The 24,482-nt window shown below is 31.4% G+C and carries 21 protein-coding genes; all 21 read left to right on the forward strand.

Annotation, left to right across the window (positions count from 1 at the left end; genetic code table 11):
- Positions 1-13: 13 nt before the first annotated feature.
- The 21 genes from EHQ31_RS01635 to EHQ31_RS01735 all read left to right on the forward strand — a co-directional run bounded on the left by EHQ31_RS01635 (position 14) and on the right by EHQ31_RS01735 (position 24,481).
- Positions 14-1,048, forward strand: a complete 1,035-nt coding sequence (locus tag EHQ31_RS01635) for a polysaccharide biosynthesis protein (protein WP_135569009.1) — start codon at positions 14-16, stop codon at positions 1,046-1,048.
- 63 nt (positions 1,049-1,111) lie between these two features.
- On the forward strand, positions 1,112-2,221 hold the full coding sequence (gene wbjC, locus EHQ31_RS01640) for a UDP-2-acetamido-2,6-beta-L-arabino-hexul-4-ose reductase (RefSeq protein WP_135569011.1): 1,110 nt from the start codon (positions 1,112-1,114) through the stop codon (positions 2,219-2,221).
- Complete coding sequence (gene wecB / locus EHQ31_RS01645; RefSeq protein WP_135569013.1) at positions 2,218-3,348, forward strand: non-hydrolyzing UDP-N-acetylglucosamine 2-epimerase; 1,131 nt, start codon at positions 2,218-2,220, stop codon at positions 3,346-3,348. Before wbjC ends, wecB begins: the two co-directional genes overlap by 4 nt.
- A 16-nt stretch (positions 3,349-3,364) precedes the next feature.
- On the forward strand, positions 3,365-4,576 hold the full coding sequence (locus EHQ31_RS01650; protein WP_135569015.1) for a glycosyltransferase family 4 protein: 1,212 nt from the start codon (positions 3,365-3,367) through the stop codon (positions 4,574-4,576).
- Positions 4,577-5,848 (forward strand): exopolysaccharide biosynthesis polyprenyl glycosylphosphotransferase, encoded by a 1,272-nt coding sequence (locus EHQ31_RS01655; RefSeq protein WP_135569017.1) that lies wholly within the window; start codon positions 4,577-4,579, stop codon positions 5,846-5,848. It begins immediately after the preceding gene.
- A 282-nt stretch (positions 5,849-6,130) separates the two neighbouring features.
- Positions 6,131-7,357 carry an O-antigen polymerase gene (locus EHQ31_RS01660; RefSeq protein ID WP_167481623.1) on the forward strand — a complete coding sequence of 409 codons (1,227 nt, stop codon included), beginning with the start codon at positions 6,131-6,133 and terminating at the stop codon, positions 7,355-7,357.
- Between the two features lie 20 nt (positions 7,358-7,377).
- A complete protein-coding gene (locus EHQ31_RS01665; RefSeq protein WP_135569021.1) occupies positions 7,378-8,664 on the forward strand; it encodes a flippase in 1,287 nt (428 codons plus the stop codon).
- Between the two features lies 1 nt (position 8,665).
- Complete coding sequence (locus tag EHQ31_RS01670) at positions 8,666-9,565, forward strand: glycosyltransferase family 2 protein (RefSeq protein WP_135569023.1); 900 nt, start codon at positions 8,666-8,668, stop codon at positions 9,563-9,565.
- A 2-nt stretch (positions 9,566-9,567) separates the two neighbouring features.
- Positions 9,568-10,374, forward strand: coding sequence for a methyltransferase, TIGR04325 family (locus tag EHQ31_RS01675; RefSeq protein ID WP_135569025.1), 807 nt, complete (start codon positions 9,568-9,570; stop codon positions 10,372-10,374).
- 5 nt (positions 10,375-10,379) lie between these two features.
- The gene (locus EHQ31_RS01680) at positions 10,380-10,802 is read left to right on the forward strand and encodes a sugar 3,4-ketoisomerase (protein WP_135569027.1); all 423 of its coding nucleotides are present in this window, start codon (positions 10,380-10,382) and stop codon (positions 10,800-10,802) included.
- The gene (locus tag EHQ31_RS01685; RefSeq protein WP_135569029.1) at positions 10,799-11,884 is read left to right on the forward strand and encodes a DegT/DnrJ/EryC1/StrS family aminotransferase; all 1,086 of its coding nucleotides are present in this window, start codon (positions 10,799-10,801) and stop codon (positions 11,882-11,884) included. The genes EHQ31_RS01680 and EHQ31_RS01685 overlap by 4 nt, the downstream gene beginning before the upstream one ends.
- 50 nt (positions 11,885-11,934) lie before the next feature.
- Positions 11,935-12,876 (forward strand): glycosyl transferase, encoded by a 942-nt coding sequence (locus EHQ31_RS01690; RefSeq protein WP_167882028.1) that lies wholly within the window; start codon positions 11,935-11,937, stop codon positions 12,874-12,876.
- Positions 12,873-14,225 carry a DUF8201 family protein gene (locus EHQ31_RS01695; protein ID WP_135569033.1) on the forward strand — a complete coding sequence of 451 codons (1,353 nt, stop codon included), beginning with the start codon at positions 12,873-12,875 and terminating at the stop codon, positions 14,223-14,225. The genes EHQ31_RS01690 and EHQ31_RS01695 overlap by 4 nt, the downstream gene beginning before the upstream one ends.
- 114 nt (positions 14,226-14,339) lie before the next feature.
- Positions 14,340-15,095, forward strand: a complete 756-nt coding sequence (locus EHQ31_RS01700; protein ID WP_135569035.1) for a glycosyltransferase family 2 protein — start codon at positions 14,340-14,342, stop codon at positions 15,093-15,095.
- Positions 15,096-15,110: 15 nt separating this feature from the next.
- The gene (locus EHQ31_RS01705) at positions 15,111-16,460 is read left to right on the forward strand and encodes a glycosyltransferase family protein (protein WP_135569037.1); all 1,350 of its coding nucleotides are present in this window, start codon (positions 15,111-15,113) and stop codon (positions 16,458-16,460) included.
- Positions 16,461-16,470: 10 nt separating this feature from the next.
- A complete protein-coding gene (locus EHQ31_RS01710) occupies positions 16,471-17,388 on the forward strand; it encodes a glycosyltransferase family 2 protein (protein WP_167481624.1) in 918 nt (305 codons plus the stop codon).
- A gap of 36 nt (positions 17,389-17,424) precedes the next feature.
- Positions 17,425-19,239: a glycosyltransferase family 39 protein gene (locus EHQ31_RS01715; RefSeq protein WP_135569041.1), complete on the forward strand. Its 1,815-nt coding sequence runs from the start codon at positions 17,425-17,427 to the stop codon at positions 19,237-19,239.
- Positions 19,240-19,324: 85 nt separating this feature from the next.
- Entirely contained in the window at positions 19,325-20,107 is a 783-nt protein-coding gene (locus EHQ31_RS01720; RefSeq protein WP_135569043.1) for a hypothetical protein, read from the forward strand.
- A gap of 1,119 nt (positions 20,108-21,226) precedes the next feature.
- Entirely contained in the window at positions 21,227-22,753 is a 1,527-nt protein-coding gene (locus EHQ31_RS01725; RefSeq protein ID WP_244247235.1) for a hypothetical protein, read from the forward strand.
- Entirely contained in the window at positions 22,750-23,445 is a 696-nt protein-coding gene (locus EHQ31_RS01730) for an HAD family hydrolase (protein ID WP_167481625.1), read from the forward strand. Before EHQ31_RS01725 ends, EHQ31_RS01730 begins: the two co-directional genes overlap by 4 nt.
- Positions 23,438-24,481: a class II aldolase/adducin family protein gene (locus EHQ31_RS01735; protein WP_135569050.1), complete on the forward strand. Its 1,044-nt coding sequence runs from the start codon at positions 23,438-23,440 to the stop codon at positions 24,479-24,481. The genes EHQ31_RS01730 and EHQ31_RS01735 overlap by 8 nt, the downstream gene beginning before the upstream one ends.
- Position 24,482 lies beyond the last annotated feature (1 nt).

A 24,482-nucleotide genomic window follows, 5' to 3' on the forward strand; every position in this document is an offset into this window, starting at 1 on the left:
ACAAATAACAAACATGTTTAAAAATAATACACTACTCATTACAGGTGGAACTGGTTCTTTCGGGAAGGCAGTTCTGAATCGTTTTTTAAGTTCAGAAATTAAAGAGATCAGAATCTTTAGTCGCGATGAAAAAAAACAAGATGACCTTAGAAAAAAATATAACAATCCCAAAATTAAATTCTTTTTGGGAGATGTGAGGGATGCTTCCTCTTTAACAGGTGCGTTTTCGGGAGTGGATTATATTTTTCACGCCGCAGCATTGAAGCAGGTTCCCTCTTGTGAATTTTTTCCTATGGAAGCATTTAAAACCAATGTGATTGGAACAGAAAATGTTTTGCAGGTTGCATACGAACTTGGTGTAAAAAAAGTCATTTGTCTAAGCACAGATAAGGCAGTTTACCCCATCAATGCGATGGGTATTTCGAAAGCCATGATGGAAAAAGTTATGGTGGCTAAAACAAGAAATTTTGATGAATCACGTATGATTGTATGTGGGACCAGGTATGGAAATGTAATGGCATCCAGAGGTTCAGTAATTCCACTTTTTGTCGAGCAACTCTTAAAGAAACAACCCTTTACCATTACCGATCCAAATATGACTCGTTTTATGATGACATTGGATGATGCAGTGGAACTCGTGTTATATGCATTTGAATATGGAAACAATGGTGATATATTTGTTCAAAAATCTCCTGCAGCGACGATAGAGATTCTAGCAAAAGCAATTCTAGATCTTTTTAACAAAAAGGATCATCCAATTAAAACAATTGGGACTAGACACGGCGAAAAATTGTATGAGACTCTTTTGAGTAGGGAAGAAATTACTTCTGCAGAAGATAGGGGAGATTATTTCCGAATCCCTCCCGATTTACGAGATTTGAACTACGATAAATTTGTAGAACAAGGCGAAGGAAAAATTTCGATTACAGAAGATTATAATTCTCACAATACAAAAAGACTCAATTTGGAAGAGATGAAAGCTCTGCTATTAAAACTTTCATTTATTCGAGACATTTTGGATGGAAAAGAAGCAGAAACTTGGGATTAAGGTCCTTTGTATTATAATTCTGAAAAGATCAGTCGCTAAATTTCCTTAGGATCAGTCATTTAAATGAAGATACTCATAACAGGAGCAGATGGATTTGTTGCATCAAACCTCCGAATCCATATTTCTCAAAACAAAAATCATGAACTGCTTTTGCACAATAAACAAACAACAGAAAGTGAGTTATTCCAATTTTTAGAAACTGCTGACTTTATCTTTCATTTAGCGGGTGTGAATCGACCCTTATCGGAGAATGAATTTTTTATCGGAAACTCTGATTTAACAAAAAAGATTGTTAGTCATTTAGAGAGTTTAAATAAAAAAACACCAATTGTTTTTTCATCTTCAATACAGGCACTACTTACAAACCCTTATGGAATTTCAAAGAAACAAGGTGAAGATTGTATCATAGAGTACGGTAAAAAGACGGGAGCTTCCACTTTTATTTATAGGTTACCAAACGTATTTGGTAAATTTTCCAAACCAAATTATAACTCTGTAGTTGCCACTTTCTGCCACAATATTGCAAGGTCTTTACCAATTGTTGTGAATGACAGAGAAAAAGAATTAAATCTATGTTATATTGATGATTTGGTGACTAGTTTTTTAGAGACTCTGGAAGGAAAGATGTCATCCGGTTATATAAATGTAACACCCGTTTATTCAATAACACTTGGAGAATTAGCAGATTTAATTACAAGTTTCAGGGACAATAGGGAAAAAATATGGATTGAAAACGTAGGCCAAGGTTTCCTTCGAGCAATCTATTCTACATACATTAGCTTTTTACCAATCACTTCCTGTAATTATTCCATTCCCAAATATGAAGATCCAAGAGGTTCCTTTGTTGAGATGTTAAAAACAAAGGAAGCAGGGCAGTTTTCATTCTTTTCTGCACTTCCAGGTGTGACACGAGGAAGACATTATCATCATACTAAAACTGAAAAGTTTTTAATTATAAGGGGCAAAGCACAGTTTCGATTCCAACATTTAATCACAAAGGAATATTATGAGTTAGTAGTAACTGATGAGAACCCAACGATAGTTGATACGATTCCTGGTTGGACTCATGATATAACAAATATTGGCGAAAATGAATTGATAGTTATGCTTTGGGCAAACGAAGTTTTTAATCGAGAATTACCTGATACTATTGCGGCTGAAATTACAAAATGAAAAAGTTAAAAGTATTTACTGTAATTGGAACACGACCGGAAATCATTCGACTTTCACGAGTAATGATTGCACTGGATGAAGCATGTGATCACAGAATCATTCATACTGGTCAAAATTATGATTTTGAGTTGAACGAAATTTTTTTCCAGGATTTGGGAATCAGAAAACCTGATTACTTTTTAGAGGCAGCAGGGGGAACTGGGGCCGAGACAATTGGAAAAATCATAATTGGTTTTGATGAATTGTTGTCGAAAGAGGTTCCTGATGCACTCCTCGTGTTAGGTGATACGAATAGCTGTTTAGCGGTGATTCCTGCAAAACGACGTAAAATTCCCATTTTTCATATGGAAGCAGGAAACCGTTGTTTTGACTTACGAGTCCCTGAGGAAATTAACCGGCGGATTGTAGATCATACATCTGATATCAACTTAACTTACAGCTCTATTGCTAGGGAGTATTTGTTACGCGAAGGTTTGCCTCCAGACCAAATCATTAAAACGGGAAGTCCCATGTATGAAGTTTTAAATCATTATAAAAATAGAATCCAATCTTCAAAAATTTTAGAACAACTTAATTTGAAAAGTAATGAATACTTTTTGGTCTCCGCTCACAGAGAAGAAAATATTGACTCCGAACAAAACTTCCGTTCGTTAGTAGATACTCTTAATACCATTGCTGAGAATTATAATCTCCCTGTGGTGGTATCAACTCACCCAAGAACGCAGAAAAAAATAGATCACTATAAGATTCAATTTCATAAAAATATTTTGTTATTAAAACCATTGGGATTTATGGATTATAATAAACTTCAAATTGAGTCGAAGGTAGTACTTTCTGATAGTGGAACTATCACAGAGGAATCGTCCATTTTAAAATTTTCCGCTTTAAACATAAGAGAAGCACATGAAAGACCGGAAGGAATGGAAGAGGCTGCTGTTATGATGGTGGGACTTAACAAAGATCGAATCCTACAAGCACTGGCATTATTGGAAACAGAAGGGAAAGATTTTTTAAATCAATCACGACTAGTAGGAGATTATTCCATGCCCAATGTTTCTTCAAAGGTTGTTCGGATTATATTAAGTTATACCGATTATGTGAACAGAATCGTTTGGAAACGATACTGATATATTTTAAAATTTAATGAAAGTTCTCATCATTGTAGACGACTATTTACCCAAAAGCATTAAGGTAGCTGGCAAAATGATGCATGAACTTGCATTAGAGTTTCTACATTTAGGTCATGTTGTCACTGTTGTGACTCCTGATCCGGACTTAAAAGATTCTTATATATTGGATGAATTAGATGGAATTAAAATACTTCGTTTCCGATCAGGTAGAATTAAAAACGTATCAAAACCCATTCGACTCATCAATGAAATTTTATTATCTTTTCGCGCGGTAAAGGCTTTATCACATTGGTTCAACTCAAATCATCATGATTTGATTGTATTTTATTCTCCTACAATTTTTTGGTCGGGGTTAGTCAGATATTTAAAGAAAATTTGGAAAACTCCATCCTACCTAATCCTCCGAGATTTTTTTCCACAATGGGTCATAGACAATGGAATCATAGGCAAACACTCAATCCTTGCTTATTTATTTCGTTTTTACGAAAGAAAGTTGTATGCATCTGCTGACGTAGTTGGTATTCAATCCCCTGCCAATTTGAAATGGTTTTCAGAAACCAATCCAAACTTACTGAATACGCAGCTATTATACAATTGGGCCTCTCCTTTCGGAGATAACAAAAAAATGGTTCCAATTGACATTAGAAAGAAATACAATCTGAGTGATCGTATCATTTTCTTTTATGGTGGAAACATCGGTCATGCACAGGATATGAAAAATCTTTTGATTCTTGCGGAACGAATGTTAACCGTTCAGAAAGTTCAATTTATATTCCTTGGGGCAGGGGATGAATTTCAATTAGTTCAAGATATGATTAAGAAGAAGAACTTATCGAATTGCCTATTGTTAGAATCTGTTTCGCAGGATGTTTTTACTTCTATACTGACTCAAATCGATATAGGACTTTTTACTTTACATCCAGACCACAAAACACATAACTTCCCAGGAAAAATTCTTGGATATATGCAAGTCGGTGTTCCGATTCTTGGTGCAGTGAATCAGGGAAATGATTTAAGAATTGTGATCGAAGAAGGAAAAGCTGGGTTTGTTTCCATTGCTGGAGATCACGAAACTTTATATCAGAATGCAGTGACCTTACTTGATACTAAACTTCGTAAAACAATGGGACAAAATGCTATAAAACTTTTGGATACAACATTCTCTGTAAATACAACTGTAAAAAAAATAATTCATTCCTTAACTAAGGAAAAGGTATTACCTTAAATGAATGAAATTACTCGCCGCCATTCAAGATGGTTTGAGCGTATTTTGTTAAGTTATTTGTTTCAGTTTATATCCGGTGGGATAGTCTTAATAGTAGCTTCAGCGATTCCCATTTGGGGAGTTAAATTTTGGAAATCTAATGATCCAAATTTATACACCTCATTAGCTACTAGCTTATTTTCTTTTTTGATTGCTACCTTTAGTTTGCGAAAGTTATTTAGATTACCCGCTTCTGAATCTGTTTCGTATGTTTTACCAATATCATTAATTTGTTTTGCATTTCCTATATGTATTATTCTTTTTTTACGTACTTCTTATTCGATTCAAATTTATGTGATTGGATTCCTAGTAACTTTGTTATGGTGTTTTGCCGGTTTTTTCTTGGGGAGAAGGTATCGATTAATCCGGTATGCGATTTTACCATCTAAGTCAAGTGCTGACTTGGTTAGTTCACATGGGGCATTATTTTCTGTTTTGAATTCTCCAGATTTAAATGGACAAAGATATAATGCGATTGTGGCCGATTTCAATAGTCCCATGTTATCTCCTGAATGGGAGAAATTTTTAGCAAAATGCACATTAGCTAGGATCCCTGTTTATTCTGAGAAAAAGATTCGGGAGTTTGTTACCGGTAGAGTAAAAGTCGATCACCTATCCGAGAATGTATTTGGATCACTTTTACCATCTGAGTTTTATGAAACGGTAAAACGATGGATTGATTTTTTTACAGCCTTAGCTTTAATTCCGATTTTTTTACCATTGTTTCTAGTGATTGCTATATTGATTAAACTTGAATCTAAAGGTCCTGCTTTTTTTATTCAACCGCGAATGGGGTTTCGTGGAAAAGTATTTCCAATGTTAAAGTTTCGAAGTATGTATATAGACAAAAAAGGAAGTGGATTTACGAATCCGATTGATGATCCTCGAATCACAAAGATTGGTAAATTGATTAGAAAATACCGAATTGATGAATTACCACAATTATTTAATATTTTAATCGGACAAATGTCTTTTATAGGACCTAGACCTGAATCATTTGAACTTTCTACTTGGTATGAAAAGGATGTTCCATTTTTTGCGTACCGCCACGTTGTGCGACCTGGTATCAGTGGCTGGGCACAGGTGGAACAAGGTTATGCGGCAGAAGTAGAGGGAATGAAGGTAAAGTTAGAATATGATTTTTATTATATTAAAAATTTTTCCTTTTGGCTGGATTTGTTAATTACTTTTAAGACAATCAAAACAGTTTTTACAGGATTTGGAGCAAGATAGTTAGTTGAACAAAATATTCTTTTCCCAACTATCATAGTTTCTCTAATTTAATGATATAATGTTTATGATACGGTTGATTGTATGTTTCACTTCAATTAGATTCTGGCAGTAGTATGAAATTCAATTTAACATTTATTGATTTTTTGATGAATAAAATTTAATTATCCTGGAGAATAAATCCCTTTTATTAATAAACTTATGATTACAAGTCTATCGATTCAAATATTGTTCGTTTGGTTTTTTATTGTTTACTTTTTGCGTGAAAAGCTTCGGAAGCGAGGATTGTTGTTAATATTTGCGATTTCATGGTTTTTCTTTTGGAATTTATTATCAACATTTTCAATTAGTGGGATCAATTCGCCAAAACAATCTACGCAATTTATTTATTTCCTCTTTTACTTATCACTTCTGTTAGGTGTATACTTGGATCGTGGTAGTGAAAATAATAAAAGCGCAATCCATCCTGATAGTTCAGAGTCTGTAGAAATCATTGAACAGAAATATTTTCAATTACTAAAATACTTTGTAGTTCCTGTTATGGTTTCGTTTTTAATCCGCACAATTTATCTTCTTAAAACCAAGTATTCAATCGCACAAATGAGAGCAGAAGTGTTTGGATTGAATACAGGCACCTCCGATTTATTTTACCGCTCCATTTCGGTAACAAACTTTTACTGGTTGGTGATGCACCCAATTTTATGGGCAAGTTTACTTATCGGTTTTGTAAGATTTATTCGAACAGGGAAATTGAATATTCTCATGTGGGCGATAGTTTTATTTGTTGTGGATAGTCTTACCACGATAGGTAGGTTTGGGATTCATTATGCTATTATCTCACTTGTCACAATGTATGGATTGTATTTGATAAAAGATAGCATTTCGAGCAAACGAAAAATCTATGTTGGTCTCTTATCAAGTGTTCTGATTTTTATATTGATATTTATAATGATACAAATTAGAAAAGGAAATAGTTTGGAATATATCTTTGGATATTTTCTATTAGGGTATCATACAAATTCATTTGCTTTATTCGATATGGAATTACATAATCCCAATTCACTTTTATACGATTATACTTTTGGTTTGTCCTTTTTTTCAGGCTTATTTGAATTACCGATTTTTTTGTTAAACTCTTTTTTGGGTTTTTCAATCCAAAGTATTTCTGGTGAAATTGGTAGTTATCTAAATGCAGATCGACTAGTTGGGCATAGTGAAATTTTGGGAGATTTATATTATAACGCTTTTGGATCCAATTTCTTTGTAATGTTTCGGGACGGAGGGCCTTTGTTTGTAGGAATATATGGTCTTTTGTTTGGTTTTCTATATTCGAAATTTTCTTCTTCGCTAAAAGAATCTAATCCTTTATATTCTACATTTTTAATCGGTATGTATTATATATTAATTTATGGAATATTTAAGCCTTTTACAACGGGCGAGATTCTTCCAGGAATCCTGATAGCATTTTTGATTTATAAGATACCTGAAATCTTCATTTTTCGTAAAAAGTGAAAAGAGTATAGGGCAGCTATATGAAGGTAATTGTTTATAATTTCCTTTGGATGTTCGGCGATCGAATATTCAAAATGTTACTGGCGTTATTCGTAGGAGTTTGGATTGTCAGATACTTTGGTCCTGCCTATTACGGAAAGTTTAATTATGTAACTGCTTGGTTATCAATTTTTTCGATATTGATTCCACTTGGAACGGAAAGTATTCTTGTAAGTGAATTCGTAAAATACGAATCAGAACGAGACAGTCTCCTTGCATCTGGATTTTTGATGTATTTAATATCTAGTATTTTCTTTTCGCTTTTAGCATTAGTATTTATCTATTTTGCGCGTAGCGACGATTATGAATCTTTAAGTATTTGTTTGGTACTGTTGATACCAAATTTTTTGAGAAGTTTTACGATTCCGAAATATTATTTTGAATCTGTATTGAAGGTAAAGAAAATTGTTATTATAGAGAATTCCTATTTAATCCTCTTTTCAGTTATTAAAATTCTTTTTTTGTATTTTAAGGTAAAACCAATAATATTTATTTGGATGTTCGCTCTTGAAGGGATTTTTATTTCTTTAACTATCTTTATTTATTACAATCTTAGTCATTCTTTGTTTCGAATTGCTGGATATTCTATTTTAAGAATCAAAGATTTGATCAGAAAATCCTTTCCTTTGTTACTTGCGAATTTGTCCGTTATTGCTTATATGAAGATGGATCAAATTATGGTGGGGAATTTAGTTGGAGATAGAAATTTAGGAATTTACAGTGTAGCTGTACGTATCAGTGAAATGTGGTATTTTATTCCAATGGCAATTGCCTCTTCATTTTATCCAATGCTTATCAAAACTTTTGCTGATAATTCAGTAAAATATTATAAGATTTTACAAACATTACATTGTTATTTGTTTTTGCTATCGTTGTGTTTGGCAATTTTTATTCATTTTTTTGGAACTACGATCGTACATATACTTTACGGCGAACAGTTCCGAATGTCCGCTGAAATTCTCAAAGTGCATATATGGACTGGTGTTTTTGTATTTTTGGGAGTTGCTGGTAGTAATGATTTAATTATAAGGGAACTACAAAAACATTCTCTATACAAAAGTCTATTTGGACTAACAATTAATTTAATTTTAAACTGGTTGTTAATTCCTGGATATGGAATTTTTGGCGCTGCTATCGCTACATTAATTTCTCAGGTAGCTTCTAGTACTTTGTATTATTTGATACCGTCAGATACCAGAGTTTTATTTAATATCCAATTCAATTGTTTGAAAATTTGGAAGTATCCGGCTATGTTGCGAGTGTCATGATGTGTTAGCACCAATTATTTTATTCGTTTATAATCGGCCAATACATACGCAGAAAGTGATAGAAGCACTTGCATCGAATCCTGAATCAAAAAGTTCAAAGCTCTTTATTTTTTCAGACGGTCCTCGAAGAAATGTTGATATCGAAAAAGTCAATGAGGTTCGAGCTATTTGTAGAAAAGTTGAGGGATTTGAATCATTCGAGTTAGAATGTAGTGAAAGTAATTCCGGTCTTTCTGCTTCTATCATTCGTGGTGTTAGTAAAATAATAGCGAAATATGGTTCGGCGATTATTTTAGAAGATGATCTCTTAGTAAATGTTAATTTTTTAGAGTATATGAATCACTCTTTACAGAAATATCAAAATGAAAGTAATGTAGCTAGTATTCATGCTTATCAATATCCGATAAATAATAAGAACTTACCTGATACTTTCTTTATTAAAGGAGCAGATTGTTGGGGATGGGCAACTTGGGAACGGGCATGGAATTTGTTCCAAGAAGATGGTTGTTTGCTCAGAGATCAGCTGGTAGAAAGAAAATTAGTTCGCGAATTTGATTTTAATCATTCTTATCCATACTTCCAAATGTTAGAGGACCAGATAGCTGGAAAGAATAATAGTTGGGCTATTCGTTGGTATGCATCTGCTTTTTTAGCTGACAAATACACATTGTATCCGAAAATTTCATTGGTGAAAAATATTGGTTTAGATGGAACTGGAACACATTCAGGGTTTTCTGATTATCTAACGGGGAACCTAAATGATTTTAAACCAAAACAGTATCCCACAGAAATTCATGAAGATCCTGCTGCAAGAAAGGAAATGGAAAATTTCTTTAGGAGAGGTAAAGGATTCAATCGAATTAAATCGATAATTTTAAAGTGTTTAAGGTTATTTTTTTAGTGATGTTAAGATTATTTTTTACAAGAATCCTTAACATAGTTAAGTTATTATTAAATGATAAATCAATCTTTTGGTTTCAAGGTCAATATGAATCTTGGGATGACGCAGTCGCGAATTCTTCTGGATATTCTGATGCAACGATATTTGAAAAAGTAAAGGAATCTGCTCTTAAAGTAAAAAAAGGTGAAGCTCTCTTTGAAAGAGATTCTTGTTGTTTTGATTTAGATGAATTTTCATTTCCTCTATCTACCTATTTGTTGTATTTAGCTTCTAGGTTCCAGAGCAGTCTTTCGATAATTGACGTAGGTGGATCATTAGGTAGTACATATTTCCAACATAAGAGGCTCTTTCAATATTTGACTGACTTAAAATGGCATATTATAGAGCAGAAACATTATGTTGAATTCGGTAAAATAGAATTAGAAAATAAGGTTTTAAAATTTTCTGAAAATTTATCTGATAGTTTGAAAAATACAAAGTTCAATGCAGTTCTTTTTTCTGCTTCGCTTCAGTATCTTGAGCATTGGAAAACATTTATCAATAACGTAGTAAATGCAGAGGCTGAATTTATTATTCTCGATAGAATCCCTATTTTGCAGTCCAATCATAAAAGTTTTGTTACGATCCAACACGTTCCTGCTTATATCTATGATGCAAGTTATCCTTGTCATTTATTTAGCCAAAAAGATTTGGATGAAAGTTTATTAAACAAATATGAAATAGTTTTTGAACTACCTGGGATGGATCACCTTCGTTTAAAAGGTGTGCCCTTGGAGTATAAATCGATTCTATTTAGGAGAAAGTTCTGAAAAGCATTCAACTTTATGTAAAAAATTCTAGTATAATTACTTTGCCGAAAATTAAAGATAATAGGGATGGTAATTTAATCATCGCTAATTCCTTAAAGGAAATTCCCTTTGAAATCAAAAGAGTTTACTACATCAACCAATTAGAGAATTCGGTAAGTGTAAGAGGAAAACATGCTCACAAAGAATGCGAGCAGGTAATCTTTTGTATCAATGGAAGTTTTTTACTAGGTCTGGATGATGGTAAAACCCAACAAAAAATACTGATGAACCAAGATAATGTTGGGGTATTGTTAGGAAAGATGCTTTGGCATACAATGGAGGATTTTTCACCAGGATGTGTTTTGTTAGTTTTAGCCTCAGACTATTATGATGAATCCGATTACATTCGTGATTATAACGAATTTATTAAAGTATACAGCAAAAAATGATAGATTATGAAAATTTGAAGAAATTAAATGCGCCGTTTGAAGAAGAATTTCAAAAGGAATTTATCGAATTTTTAAATTCAGGCTGGTACATTTTAGGTGATAGAACAAAACTTTTTGAGCAAGAATTTGCAAGATATTTGGATGTTCCTTTTTGTATTGGGGTAGGTAACGGACTTGATGCAATGATCATTGCATTAAATTCACTTGAGTTGCCAAGTGGTTCAGAGGTGCTTGTCCCATCTAATACGTACATTGCATCTATTCTGGCTATTTTAAAAGCAGGTTATAAACCTGTTTTAGTTGAGCCGGATATTGCAACATATAATATTGATCCTCTTCGGATAGAGGAGTTCATCACAGAAAAGACAAAAGCCATTCTAGTCGTACATTTGTATGGAAAATCATGTCAGATGGATAGTATTTCTGAAATAGCTTCAAAAAATAATTTGTATATTATTGAAGACTGTGCGCAGTCTCATGGTTCTGAATTTAAAGGAAAAAAAACTGGAACTTTTGGCGTTGGTTGTTTTAGTTTTTATCCTACGAAGAACCTGGGAGCATTAGGCGATGGTGGCGCAATAGTAACGCAGGATGAATCATTATCATTAAAATTTAAAACAATTCGTAATTATGGATCGCAGCGTAAGTATGAAAATGAATTGATCGGAGTAAATTCTCGATTAGATGAAATTCAATCTTGTTTTTTACGTGTAAAATTAAAATATTTAAATTTAATTAATAACCATAAACGAAAATTGGCCAATATATACTTGAATCAGTTGACTTCTGATGTCATTAAACCCGTGACACACAAAGATTATTTCGATGTATTTCATATTTTCAATATCAGAACAAAGAAAAGAGATGAATTGAAAGAATTTCTATTAAAGAATGATATTAAAACAGAAATCCATTACCCAATCCCTCCCCATAAACAAAAAGCAATGATAGGCGTTTTAGAAGGAAGTTACCCCATTGCTGAAGAAATTCACCAAACAACCCTTAGTCTGCCAATTTCGTATTTTCATACTGAGTCTGATGTATTAAAAGTTTGTGAAACTATAAATTCATTTTTCCAATGAACCAATACTGTACATTATTCAATTCCTTTTACCTTTTGCGCGGTTCAACTATGATTTCTTCATTATTGGAGAACGACAAGAATGCTCATATATATGTTCTTTGTATGGATGAAAACGTAAAAGTTGCTATTGAGAAAATGTTTACTGAAAGAGTTACCGCAATTGCTTTGGCTGTTCTTGAAAATCAAACATTGCTTGATATTAAACCGAGTAGAACATTGGGCGAATATTGTTGGACTTTGACACCTTGGATTATCAAATACTGTATTGAAAATTACCAACTTACAAGTTGTACTTATGTTGATGCTGATTTATTCTTTTTTTCAAATCCAGAATTGTTATTTCCGAAAGATGTGGATAAATCTGTTTTTTTAACTCCTCATAACTACCATCCCAAATATGATCAATCGAGCACTTCTGGCATTTTTTGTGTACAGTTTATAAAATTTAAAAAGGATGAAAAAGGACTACGTGCTCTAAATTGGTGGGCTGACCGATGTATCGAATGGTGCTATAATCGCATTGAAGATGGAAAATTCGGCGATCAAAAATATTTAGATGATTGGCCGTCAAGGTTTGATGGTGTGTATGTTCAGGAAAATTTAAAAGCAACGTTAGCTCCTTGGAATTCAGAAAAGTATGAAGTTTCTCCTGCTGATAATGGAATAGTTGTGAGTGATATTGAAAATCAAAAGAAGACAAAGTTAATTTTTTACCATTTTCATGAAATTAAATTATCAAATGGATTTTTAACTTATTCCTCTGATTATACGATTCAATCTGGATTAATTGATGTTGTATTCGAAATCTATTTTAAGCAATTAAGATACTCTGCAGACTTACTGTATAAATTAAATATTTATAAATTAGAGAAATTACCTTCCTTAGCGGTTCTTTTCTATAATGCCTTGTTAGTGGAAAAGGAAGAAAAAAAACGAATTATTTCAGAATATTCAATTAAAGCAAGATTTAGGAAGTTATTTAGATTTTGAAAGTAGCTTCTATTATTTTATTAGTTCTATTATCGATCTTGAATGTTCTACCTCATCTTTCACAGGATTTATCACCATATGATACTGGTCTTTATCATCAACATATTGTGGAAATCATAAAACAAGAAGGGTTAATTATTGGTTCGGCGAATCTTCATGATCGAATTGGATTTAATAATTCAAATTTTTATCTAGTTGCAGTTTTAGAAAAGCTGATTCCTTTTGTGCCTGGTCATTATCTTCTAAACCCACTTATATATTTCGGAACTATCGCCTATCTGATTAGTTTAATCTTTTACCTTCCGCGTCATAAAATTGCATATAAAATAATTGCTTTAGGAGTCATTGTTTCGATAAGTTTACATCCGCTATTCATAGTGAGTATATCGCCCGACACAATAGCCTATTGTTTATCGATTGTGTTTGTTTTTAAGATTCTTCTAAAAGCTCCTGGAAGTTCGCTTTTTTCAGAGTTTCTTTTATTTGCCTTACTAGTAACCATAAAATTTTCATCTATATTTTTAGCATTTATGTTTGTTCCTTTTTTTTTAGGAAGAAACAGAAGGTTATATTTTAATAAATTTTACGAATATATACTTATCTGTCTGGTTGTTATTGCTCCTTGGATACTTTCGAATTATTTAATTTCAGGATATATTGTATATCCCGTTCTCCAGTTCGATTTTTTAAGTCCAGAGTGGAAGTTGCCTCTTTCTCTTGCTCAGTCTCATATGGAGACTATTAAATCTTGGGCTTTGTCGCAGGGTTTAGGTAATTCAAATTATAATAATGTATGGCAGTATTGTTTAACCTGGTATGAAACATATAGTGTCAATAATATTCATGCATCGTTTTATTTAATTGATTTATATAAAATTACATTCCCGATTTTAATCTTTTATCTTCTAGGCCTTTTGAAGAGTGCTGAAAGAAACCTTAGGTTGTATGAATTTGTTTTGGCTCTCTTTTTAATCAATATTACTTGGTTTTTTTCTGCACCGGATCCACGTTTTTCTTATGCAACTTTAATGATTTTCCCTTTTATGGTTTTTTCTTTTTCTTTTCTTAATTTTTTTAAAAGAAAATCAGCAGCCTTAAATAAAATAATCATTTTTCTTTCGATTCTGTTTTCCATTGTTAGAATTTTTCATATTGATTTTCAATTTATTGATAAAATAAAAATTCCTAAAATTCAAACGGAAGGAAATTGGGTTCCAACTAAGTATGGGTTTGTGACTTTTGAACCAAAGGCTGAGCAGTGTTGGGATGTTTCTATCTTTTGTAATCCTTATAAGAATCGAAATTTAAAATTGATCGATGGTGATTGGAAAGTGATTATTGAGAAATAATGAAATTAGTAACTAATCGATTGATCTGATTTACAAATTTTTTTAAGATTCAAAGATTTAAGTGATTCTAGTTTAATACCGCCTCCGAAATAGATACATAGTCTGGATTTTATAATGCCTCAACCATATTTTTCTGTAATAACTATCAATAAGAATAATCTAATTGGATTAATAAAGACTTTTGAATCAGTTCAAAAGCAGACTTGTCGAGATTTCGAATTTATAGTAATCGATGGAATTTCTAACGATGGTAGTGTCGAATTTCTTCGAGAGAAAGAAGTTTATATCTCAAAATTAAAGATTGAAACTGATAAAGGAATTTATGATGCACAAAATAAAGGGATTCTATTAAGTGAAGGTGAATTTCTTATTTTTTTAAATTCTGGCGATGTCTTTTCAACAGAAAATGTTTTAGAGAATGTTAAAACACTTAACTCACATGCTGATCTTATTTATGGTGATGTTACAGTTTTGAATCAAAATCACTCAACATTGATTCAATATCCAAACGATATTAATCTTAAATTTTGGATAGATAATGTTATATGCCACCAAGCTGTATTCTTTAGAAGAACTTTGTTCCAAATTTTAGGTCTATACGATTTGAATTATAAATTTTGTAGTGATCAAAAATTTCTGATAACAGTATGGGTAAACGAAAAGCTAAAAAAAGATTATTTTTCAGCCTCGATTGCGGATTATGATGAAACTGGTGTGTCTTCAAATATAAAAAACAGAAGGAAGATTATTTTCGAACTTTTTAAGATACGTTTTTTACTTCTGCCTTGGGAGTTAAAGGTTATGTTATTGTTTTTGTCTGCTAAGTTAAAAGTGAAGCAGATAGTTAGGAACATATTTTTTAAATTATAAAATGGTAAGAAATTTTTGATTCCTATATTGTTTGTAAATCATAGTTACGGTGGCGGTACCGAGAAAAATGTAAATGATTTAGCTAACGCACTAGTAAAAAATTATGAATGGATATCTGTAGTTGTCGCTACTGTTGGAACAGATGAGGTAGGGATCAGTGTTTATAAGCGAAATAAGGTTTTAAAGAAGTATTCATTTTTGATCTTTGAGAAGAATCAATATTTAAATTCGAGTGAAAACATTAAATCTGTTCTTTTGGATATCATTAAGTTGTTTAGTATCAAGTTGATTCATTTTCATCATTTTGTTTTTTTAAAAGATTTTTCCTTAGATCTAAATGAAATTTCTCTTCCGTATTTTGTGACTCTGCATGATTATTTTTTTGTATGTCCAACGGTAAATTTAATTAACACGAAAGGGCGATTTTGTAGCGGTTGTATTCCCGAAGAAGATAGTAGTTACGAATTTAGATCATGTATGATGCAATTAAACAAAGAGCCTGAATATTTGAGTAAACATCGTATTTTTTTTGAGAATATTTTGTCGAACGCTTCAAAGGTTATTTTACCGAATGAATCTATGCTTCCCATACTTTTAAAAATATTTAGTAATTTTAGAAACTATTCTGTAATTGAACATGGAGTAGATATAAAAGAGGGAAGCACATTAAATCGTTTGCAAAGATTTGTTAAAAAAATAAAAATTCTTTTGATAGGTGACCTTTCAAATCATAAGGGATTTGAGATTATTAAGGAAATTTGTTCTGATAATAATGTTCTCCGGTTTTGCGAATTTGAACTCTGGGGAAAAACATTTCATAGATTACCGAATGTAAAATACCGAGGAGTTTACGATTCAAAGACATTGACCAATATATTCGAGGCGAATGATTATGATTTATCCTTACAATTATCAATCACTGCGGAATCTTATTCCTATACCATTAGTGAACTGATTGCTAACCGCATTCCTATAATATGTTTTAATTTGGGGGCCCAAGCCGAAAGGGTAACTCGTTTCAATGCTGGTTGGGTTGTTAGTGAAATAGATTCAAAGCAAGTGATTCGACTTTTACTTAAACTAGCTGAAGATCGCTCGTTGATAAAGTTAAAAAAAGAAAGTATTAAGAGCGAAGATTTAATTTCTGTTTCTGAAATGGCCAAGAAATATATGGAAATTTACGTGGGATTTATTGATAGAAAGACAACTTTTAGAAATAAGAAACTTTTGATTAATGAGAAAAAGCAAATATTAAAAAAGTATAAAGATAGAAAGAGAAAGTTATTTGATCTAAATTTTATTTTTTTTAAAAAGATTTTAAAAAGATGGTTGGTTAGAGTATATTTAGTATGGTCGAACAGGTAGGTATCATATTTTGTTAGCAATAGATTCAGATCCTAGTGTAGGTGTAGTTATTGTCTGTTTTAATCCAGATTTAAATGAAGTTGAGAATTTATTAATAAAAATTTCAAATAAAAATGTTTTTCCTGTTTTAGTAGATAACTTCTCTTCAAACACGGATAGAGTTATGTTAGAGAAACTGGCAAAAAAATATTCTGCCAAGATTATTTTTTTACCTGAAAATTATGGAATAGCAAAAGCACAGAATTTAGGTATTATTGAATGCAAAAAAGAAAATTTTGATTTTATTCTCTTTTTTGATCAAGATAGTGATCCAGATAAAAGTTTAATTTTAAAATTAATCGAAGCCTATAAAAAATTATCACAAGATGTAAAGGTTAAGATTGGAATATTAGGTTCTAGGTATAATGATCCGAGACAAAATAACCCGCCACCATTTCTTAGGTTTGTTGGATTGCGAATGATAAGGTGTAATTGTAAATATGAGGACTCTTTAGTGCCCGTAGATTATGTGATTGCATCTGGTTCAATGGTTTCTATGCCGGCTTTAAACGAGATTGGGGATATGAGGGAAGATCTTTTCATAGATTATGTTGATATTGAATGGGGTTTGAGAGCAAAAAATAAAGGATTTCAAAATTATGGCGTATGTAATGCCCTCATGAATCATTCGTTAGGCGACAAACCACGAAAATTTTTAAATAAAAATATTCCTATCCATTCACCTCTACGCCATTATTACCATTTTAGAAATGCGATTCTTTTGTACAAAGTAGACTGGATTCCTCTAAATTGGAAACTCGTAGATTGTTATAGATTGATTTTAAAGTTTGTTTTTTATTCCATATTTACTGAAAAACCTTTGGAACATTTCAAAATGATGATTAGAGGGATAATTCATGGAATTTTTGGACGATCCGGTAAATTTTAACATTATGGATTTTGTTTAAGTAATTTTAATCATACTATGAGATTTAATTTTGCTCCTTTACTTGAGGTCCTAATATTCTTTGCCTTGATATGGACTTATATACTCCAAGAAAATTCTTTTTTTCTATCGGATAATGCATATTTAAAAGCCATTTATTTTTTTGTCGTGTTAAGCATTATTTTTTGGTATATTGGGAATAAGAGAAACTCTTTTCAATATTTTATTGAGTTAGGAACAATATCCAAAATATTTATTTTGTTTTTGATTCTTTTTATTGTTAACATACCACATTTCCGCCAAGATTTAGTTAGTGATCAATTTCACCATGCATATATGGCAATTTTACCTTGGGTAATATATGCAAAGAAAATTTGTGTTTTAGAAATTGGGTGCACCGAAAAGCCATTTGATCAGGTATTAATTCATGAAATGTTAAAAAGTTTTGTTTTTTTATTACTAGTAATTTTAATTGTTTTGAAATCACTAAAAAAAAATAGCCTGATTGTCATTGTCTTATTCTGTATTCTGTTTTTTTTACCGATCAATGAATATCGTATAAATGATATTCATCCTCCATTCCGTTTATTTCCATTAGCTTTATCTGCAAGTGTTATGGGTTTATCAAATTTCTCATTTAGAATTCCTGGATTTGTTGCATTATTTCTTTTCACTTTGATTATTTTTCCAATTCTAAGATTTCATTTTAAAAAGAATATTGCAGTGTTGTTAGTTGGTTGTGTTGCTACTATACCTATTTTAGTTCATGTTGCCTATATAGTGGAGCCATCTATTTGGACAGCTATTTCCTGGTCAGGGATTTTGTTATTTTTGTTTTATGGGAAAAAAGATAATAGATCATTTTTCCTTTCTTTTCTCTTTATATCCTTTGCTTCTTTGATGAGAGCTTCTGCTTTTTTGGGATTTTTTCCTTTAGTTATGCATTGGTTCTTTAATAGAAGACTAGATCGAATTTTTTCGAAAAATGAAATCAATAAAACAATTCTTGTATTTTCCCCAAGTTTAATTGCTTTGCCTTATGTTTTTAGTTCTATACTTCAAGGTTCACCCGCGACTGGTACAGGCCTTTCTATAATAGAGTCATTGCGAATGTCTTTTTCTGATTTTGCATCGATGAAGTTTGCTTACCAATCCATATTCATACCTTGGATATTTTTATTTCCATTTGCCTTTTGTATTCGTGTTAAAAAGTTCAGCCTATACTCATTTTTGGTAATTTTATTTTTCACTCTAGCTTATATTATGTTTTATTCCATCAAGCCTGGTTTATGGGGTCTTGGTAGGTACCAAGCTGAATTTATAATGCCATTTTGTATTTTGGGTTTAGTTAATTTAGGAATGTTCTTATATAAATTTAACCAGTTCATTTTAAAATTAGTTTTTCTTTGTTTATTTTTTTATGGAATATTCATTTCAGTAAATTTTCATTTCTATAGTCAGTTCCTTGATGAGTCAATATTCAGCGGGATTAAAACTGGAAAGATTCGGGGGGCGTCTGAAATAGTTTACGATACGACAAAACCTCTTGAGCGAATAAAAACGTTAGGTTTAACCAAAAATTCTTACCTAGATGGGATAATATATGGAGAAATGCCTTTTATATTAGCCGGTTTTACATTAAATGAAATTACATCAATTTCACGATTTGGATATCCTTGGGGTGGGATGGAAAGTGCGGATATAAATAAAAATAAAGAAATTCTAGCTGTGATTATTTCTGATTGGACTCCCTCTTTAGAAAAGGTAAATCATCTTTTGAGTTTAGGTTGGAAAGTTGATTCTACCTATGAAAACGAACTTTATAGATCGAAAACATATTTATTATTAAGATGAAATTTAAAAACAGCAAGGAAATTTTTTTAATATAATTTTTGGAATAATTCTTTCTTTATCCGCATATCATTCTGTAGAAAGAAAATTGGATGGAAATTCTTTTGTAATTACAGGATTAAGATATGTAGATAAGGATTTTTTATCAATATATAATCCGCTAGGTACAGCACCCTATACATATTCTCCTCAAATATCGCAGTTTTTTTCGTTATTTTTGATGTTTGGTGAAAAGTATGCCTATAGTTTACTTATTTTTGCCAATGGATTTGGTATTTATTTATCATTGTTAATATTTTTTGGTATTTTTAGTAAACGGCAAAGAAATAAATATATATATATATATATATTCGTGCCATTGTTTCTGATGCTCTCTTCATTCTTTTTTATCATCAATGAAAGTTTTTTTATTGCTCAAATCGATTTGTTATTGTTATTCCCTTTGTCATTATTTTTATATTGCATTATAAATGGAAACTTGTTAAGCGCTTCAATCTTACTGGCTTTTTTAATTCAGTTTAAACCTTTTTTTCTGATATTATTATTACCAGTATTGTTTGAGTTTCTAAAAAACAAAAAATATAAAAAATTGATTCACTTTTGTCTTCCATTTATAATGTTTTTGTTATTTTCGCCTTTATTCCATATTGTTGAAACAGGTATTTCCTTAGAAAATTATTATAATCTTTTTAAAGAATATATTAACACTTCAATTGGTATCTCCAATGGTTTTTGTTGTGGTTCGGTTTCCAATAGTTTGAAATCAATACTTTACAATTTGTTTTCAGGAGTACCTCAGTCTCAGGTAGGTGGTACCCATATGATTACGCAGATATTCCCAATACTCATTTCTTTAAAATTAATTTGTTAGATACCCGATTTATTGATTTGATTTATGTTGTTCTTTGTCTTTTGCTTTTATTTTTACTTATATTTTTGTTGCTCAAATCCGATTCGATAATCGTATCAATTCTAATTACACTTTCTTTTGTCCCAACCTTTTCGCCAGTATTTTGGTTTGCACATTTAGTGTATTTTATTCCCGTTATGTTCTATTTATTGATCGTTAATTTGTCTTGGGATCAAGTGTTAAAGAATTCAGTTTCCGCCATTCTTTTATTGATATATGTTTTGATTTTTATTTTAGTTCAACCAAATATTTTGGGTGGTTATTTGGTTGATCAATTGATTATATATGGTTTTTATTATGGCTTTTCTATTGTTTGTATTGTAAATTTTCTTTTTAATGATGATAGAAAATTTGGTTTTATTGAATAGATGAGATAGGGTAGTTTCATTTTGGAAAGAAATGTTTTACGTTAAATCAACTGTAGGTTTGTTGAGTTCTTATCCTAATTTCTAAATTTACTAGAAGCTTAATATTAACTAAGATCTAAATTTGGAAAATGGTTTTTTGATAAACTAAAGATTGGCTTTAAAAGAAACCTAGATGGAAGGAAAAGACAACAATTCTTATGTTAGTTCGTAGGTCAGAATGATATTTTATATAATTTTAATTATAAAAACTTGTGCGTTGTTTTTATTTTCTTCTGATTATCAAAATGAGCTTTTTTTGCCATTTTTAAAATCTGCGATTGTAAATTTTCCTGCTAATCCTTGGTCGATAGCATTGAAAGAAAACCATTTTGATGCGTTCCCTTATCATCCATTAATGTTATATGTATTGGGTTTTTTTCAAATTCTGCCAGTTTATTTTGGTTTTAGTGGTTTTGTTCAAAGAGTATTTCTTGTGCTACCTAATTTGTTTGCCGATGTTTTAATTTATTATATATTGAAGTTTTTATTTCCAAGTAGAGAAAGGGCAATTCAAACAATCTATTTTTCCTCACCAATTGTATTTTACGTGGTTTATTTACATGGACAATTAGATCTTTTGCCTACATCGTTTTTGTTTTTAGCTCTCTTTCTTTTAATCAAAGAAAAATTTGTTCATTCTGGTTGTATTTTTGGATTAGCAATCTCTTTTAAGTTGAATGTAATTGCTGCTCTTCCAATGTTTTTGTTTTATCTGTATCGAAAAAATAAAGATAAATTCTTCAGCTTTTCGTATCCATTGGTTTTTACTTTCTTTCTTTTTTCGTTGCCTTGGTATTTTAGTGAATCCTTTCGTAAAATTGTTTTATCAAATCCTAAGCAGGATTTAATTTTTTCCACAATATATAAAATAGGGGATTATCAGCTAATTATTCCTATATTCTCAACTTCGTTAATATATTTTAAGTTTTTTTCTTATAAAAAAATGAATCCAGACTTATTGGTAACTTGGTTAGCAATTTTATTTTCAGTCTTTGTGCTTACAATTCCACCAGCGCCAGGATGGTATGTTTGGACGATTCCTTTCTTAGTTTATTTTTATCTTAAATTTGTAAAGAAGGACCGTCATATAATTTATTTATCGAGTGCATTAAATTTAACTTACCTTATATTTTTTCTTTTTTCTTGGGAAGGTGATTATGTAGATTTGCGTTTTCTTGGAAATGAGTTTTTACCAAAGGTAAACATCGATAGATTGAATGGTATTTTTTTTACTGGGCTAAGTGTTTCATTAATTGCTAATCTTTATGCAATTTATGGTTTGGGAGTTCGTTCTAATCGTATATATCATAAACCTTCTGGTATTCTAATTGGAATTGGAGGTGATAGCGGTGCAGGAAAATCAACTTTATTGCAAAGTTTAGCAAAACTTTTGGGTCATTCTGTTACGCTTTTAGAAGGTGATGGCGATCATAGATGGGAAAGAGGAAATCAAAATTATGAAAAATTTACTCATTTAAATCCAAGGGCCAATTATTTAGAAAGACAGGCCGAGAATTTATTTCTTCTGAAGAAAGGAGAGATTATTTATCGTCCTGATTATGATCATCATACTGGTCAGTTTACGAAACCAGAACCAATCCAACCTGCAGAGTATATCATTTTAAGTGGTCTGCATAGTTTTTATCTTCCTAAAATGCGTAAGGTAATGGATATCAAAATATTTTTAGATACTGAGGAACCTTTACGTAAACATTGGAAGATCATTCGTGATACGCAAAAAAGGGGATACAAGAAAGATAATATATTGAAACAAATTTTTGATAGGGAAGAAGATTCGCGAAAATTTATTCAACCTCAAAAGGGATTTGCGGATATTTGTATAGAGTATTTCTCTCGTCATCCATTTGAAATAGGGGATGAAAATGCTGAGATTAAAGTTGGATTGAAACTCACTATGCTTTCCGAATTTTCTATTGAGTCGATAGCAGTTGATTTAGAAGAAAAAGGCTACCTTTTTGAGTGGAATTATATGGAAGATCTTCAAAGACAATATTTAATTTTCTTTGATCCAATACCTACTGATTATTTGAGTTCACTTGTAGAATTATCAATTTCAAACCGGGAGGATTTAGTGCCTGGAGAGATAAATTGGGATAATGGTTATTATGGAACCATTCAGTATTTTACTTTATTGCTAATTTTTAAAAGGCTTAGTGAATCTAGGGAAATTATATCTTGAAAGCCGTACTCTTTGATTTGGACGATACTCTATATGCTTACAATCCGTGTCATGAGGAAGGCATTAATCAGTTGGTCTCTTATTTGACTTTAGCATGGGGACTTAAAAAAGAAGATGTTCTAGCTAAATACGAAAGTTCAAGAAGAATTGTTCATGATCAACTGAAAGAAACCGCCGCCTCTCATCATCGCTTATTGTATATGACAAAACTTTGTGAAAGTTTTGATAAAAATCCAATTACTTACGCAAAATATTTGGAAGAAGTTTATTGGAAAGGTTATTTTTCAAGAATGGAATTAAATGAAAACGTAATTCCTATATTCGATGATTTAGTAAAACGTAACGTAAAAATTGCTATTGTTACTGACCTTGTTGCTGAGATACAGTATCGCAAAATACTTTATTTAGGTTTGGAAGATTATATTAATGTTATTGTTACAAGTGAAGAGGCAGGTGCTGATAAACCGAATCCAGCGATTTTTAATTTGGCCCTGAACAAACTAAATTTGAATTCGCCAGACAATGTTGTCTTTGTAGGTGACAGTTATTCTAAAGATATTTTCGGAGCAAATTCAGTCGGTATAAAAGCATTTTGGATTTCTAATGATACAGATCCACAAAAATCTAATCCGATGATGATTCGGGTAAGTGATTTAAAGACACTAAGGGGTGTAATTTTTGATCATGTTTAATCAACTTGCATTTTATTCCAGACGTATAGGGGAAAGATTTGATCTTGTGCAAGCCGGTGGAGGAAATACATCAATAAAGGATGAGGATGGACACCTTTATGTTAAAGCATCCGGAGTAAGGCTATCAGATATTGTTACAATTACTAACTTTGCAAAATTAGATAATCGAAAGTTGACGGAACTGTTTTTTACTGTCGACTGGGAATCTTTAGATCGAGAAAAAAGAGAATCTAAAGCAAATGAGATTGTTACTACTTGTAACTTAACTTTGGATAAAAGACCTTCAATAGAAACTTTGCTTCATGCAATTTGTCCTGGTACAGTATTTCATACACATCCCTTGATCGTATTAGAATTTTTTAGTGGTGGAAAGAATAGAGAACAGTTTAATGATATTTTCGCATTTGTTTCTTATGCGACTCCAGGTATCGAACTTACGTTAGCACTAAATAAGTCTAGAAATGAATTTATTATAAGAACTGGACATGAACCAAAAGCAATCATATTAGAAAATCATGGAATGGTTGTTTATGATGATAATCCAGAATTGACTTGGAACAAAACTTTGTTAGTATTAGAAAAAATTGATTCTACAATTGGTAATTCAATTTCGATAGAAACAAAGTATGCAACCGCAAATAAAATTAGCATGGTTATGGAAAATTTGTTTCATTTGCCATGCGTGACGATTCCACTAAAAAAAGTAAATGATACAATGAAGGTAAGCCAAAGACCTTTTTTTCCTGATGGAGTTGTATTTTTTGGTGGAGGTGCTTTAGTAACTAGGGAAGTTGATTTAACAACCGATATTCAAAAATATTTGAAAGAATTTACTATTCCACCTAAAATATTTATTATTGAATCTATTGCTTATGCAAACGGATCGAACTTTACAAAAGCGAATGAAATCGCTGAAGTTTGGGAACTTCATTCCACTATTGCTGAAGCAAATGCCAATCATATTGTTTCACTAGAGAAAGAGGAGATTCTATATCTTTCACACTGGGAAGCCGAGAAATACAGGAAAGAATTATAAA

Origin of the sequence: Leptospira montravelensis, from assembly GCF_004770045.1 — a bacterium.
GTDB lineage: Bacteria > Spirochaetota > Leptospiria > Leptospirales > Leptospiraceae > Leptospira_A > Leptospira_A montravelensis.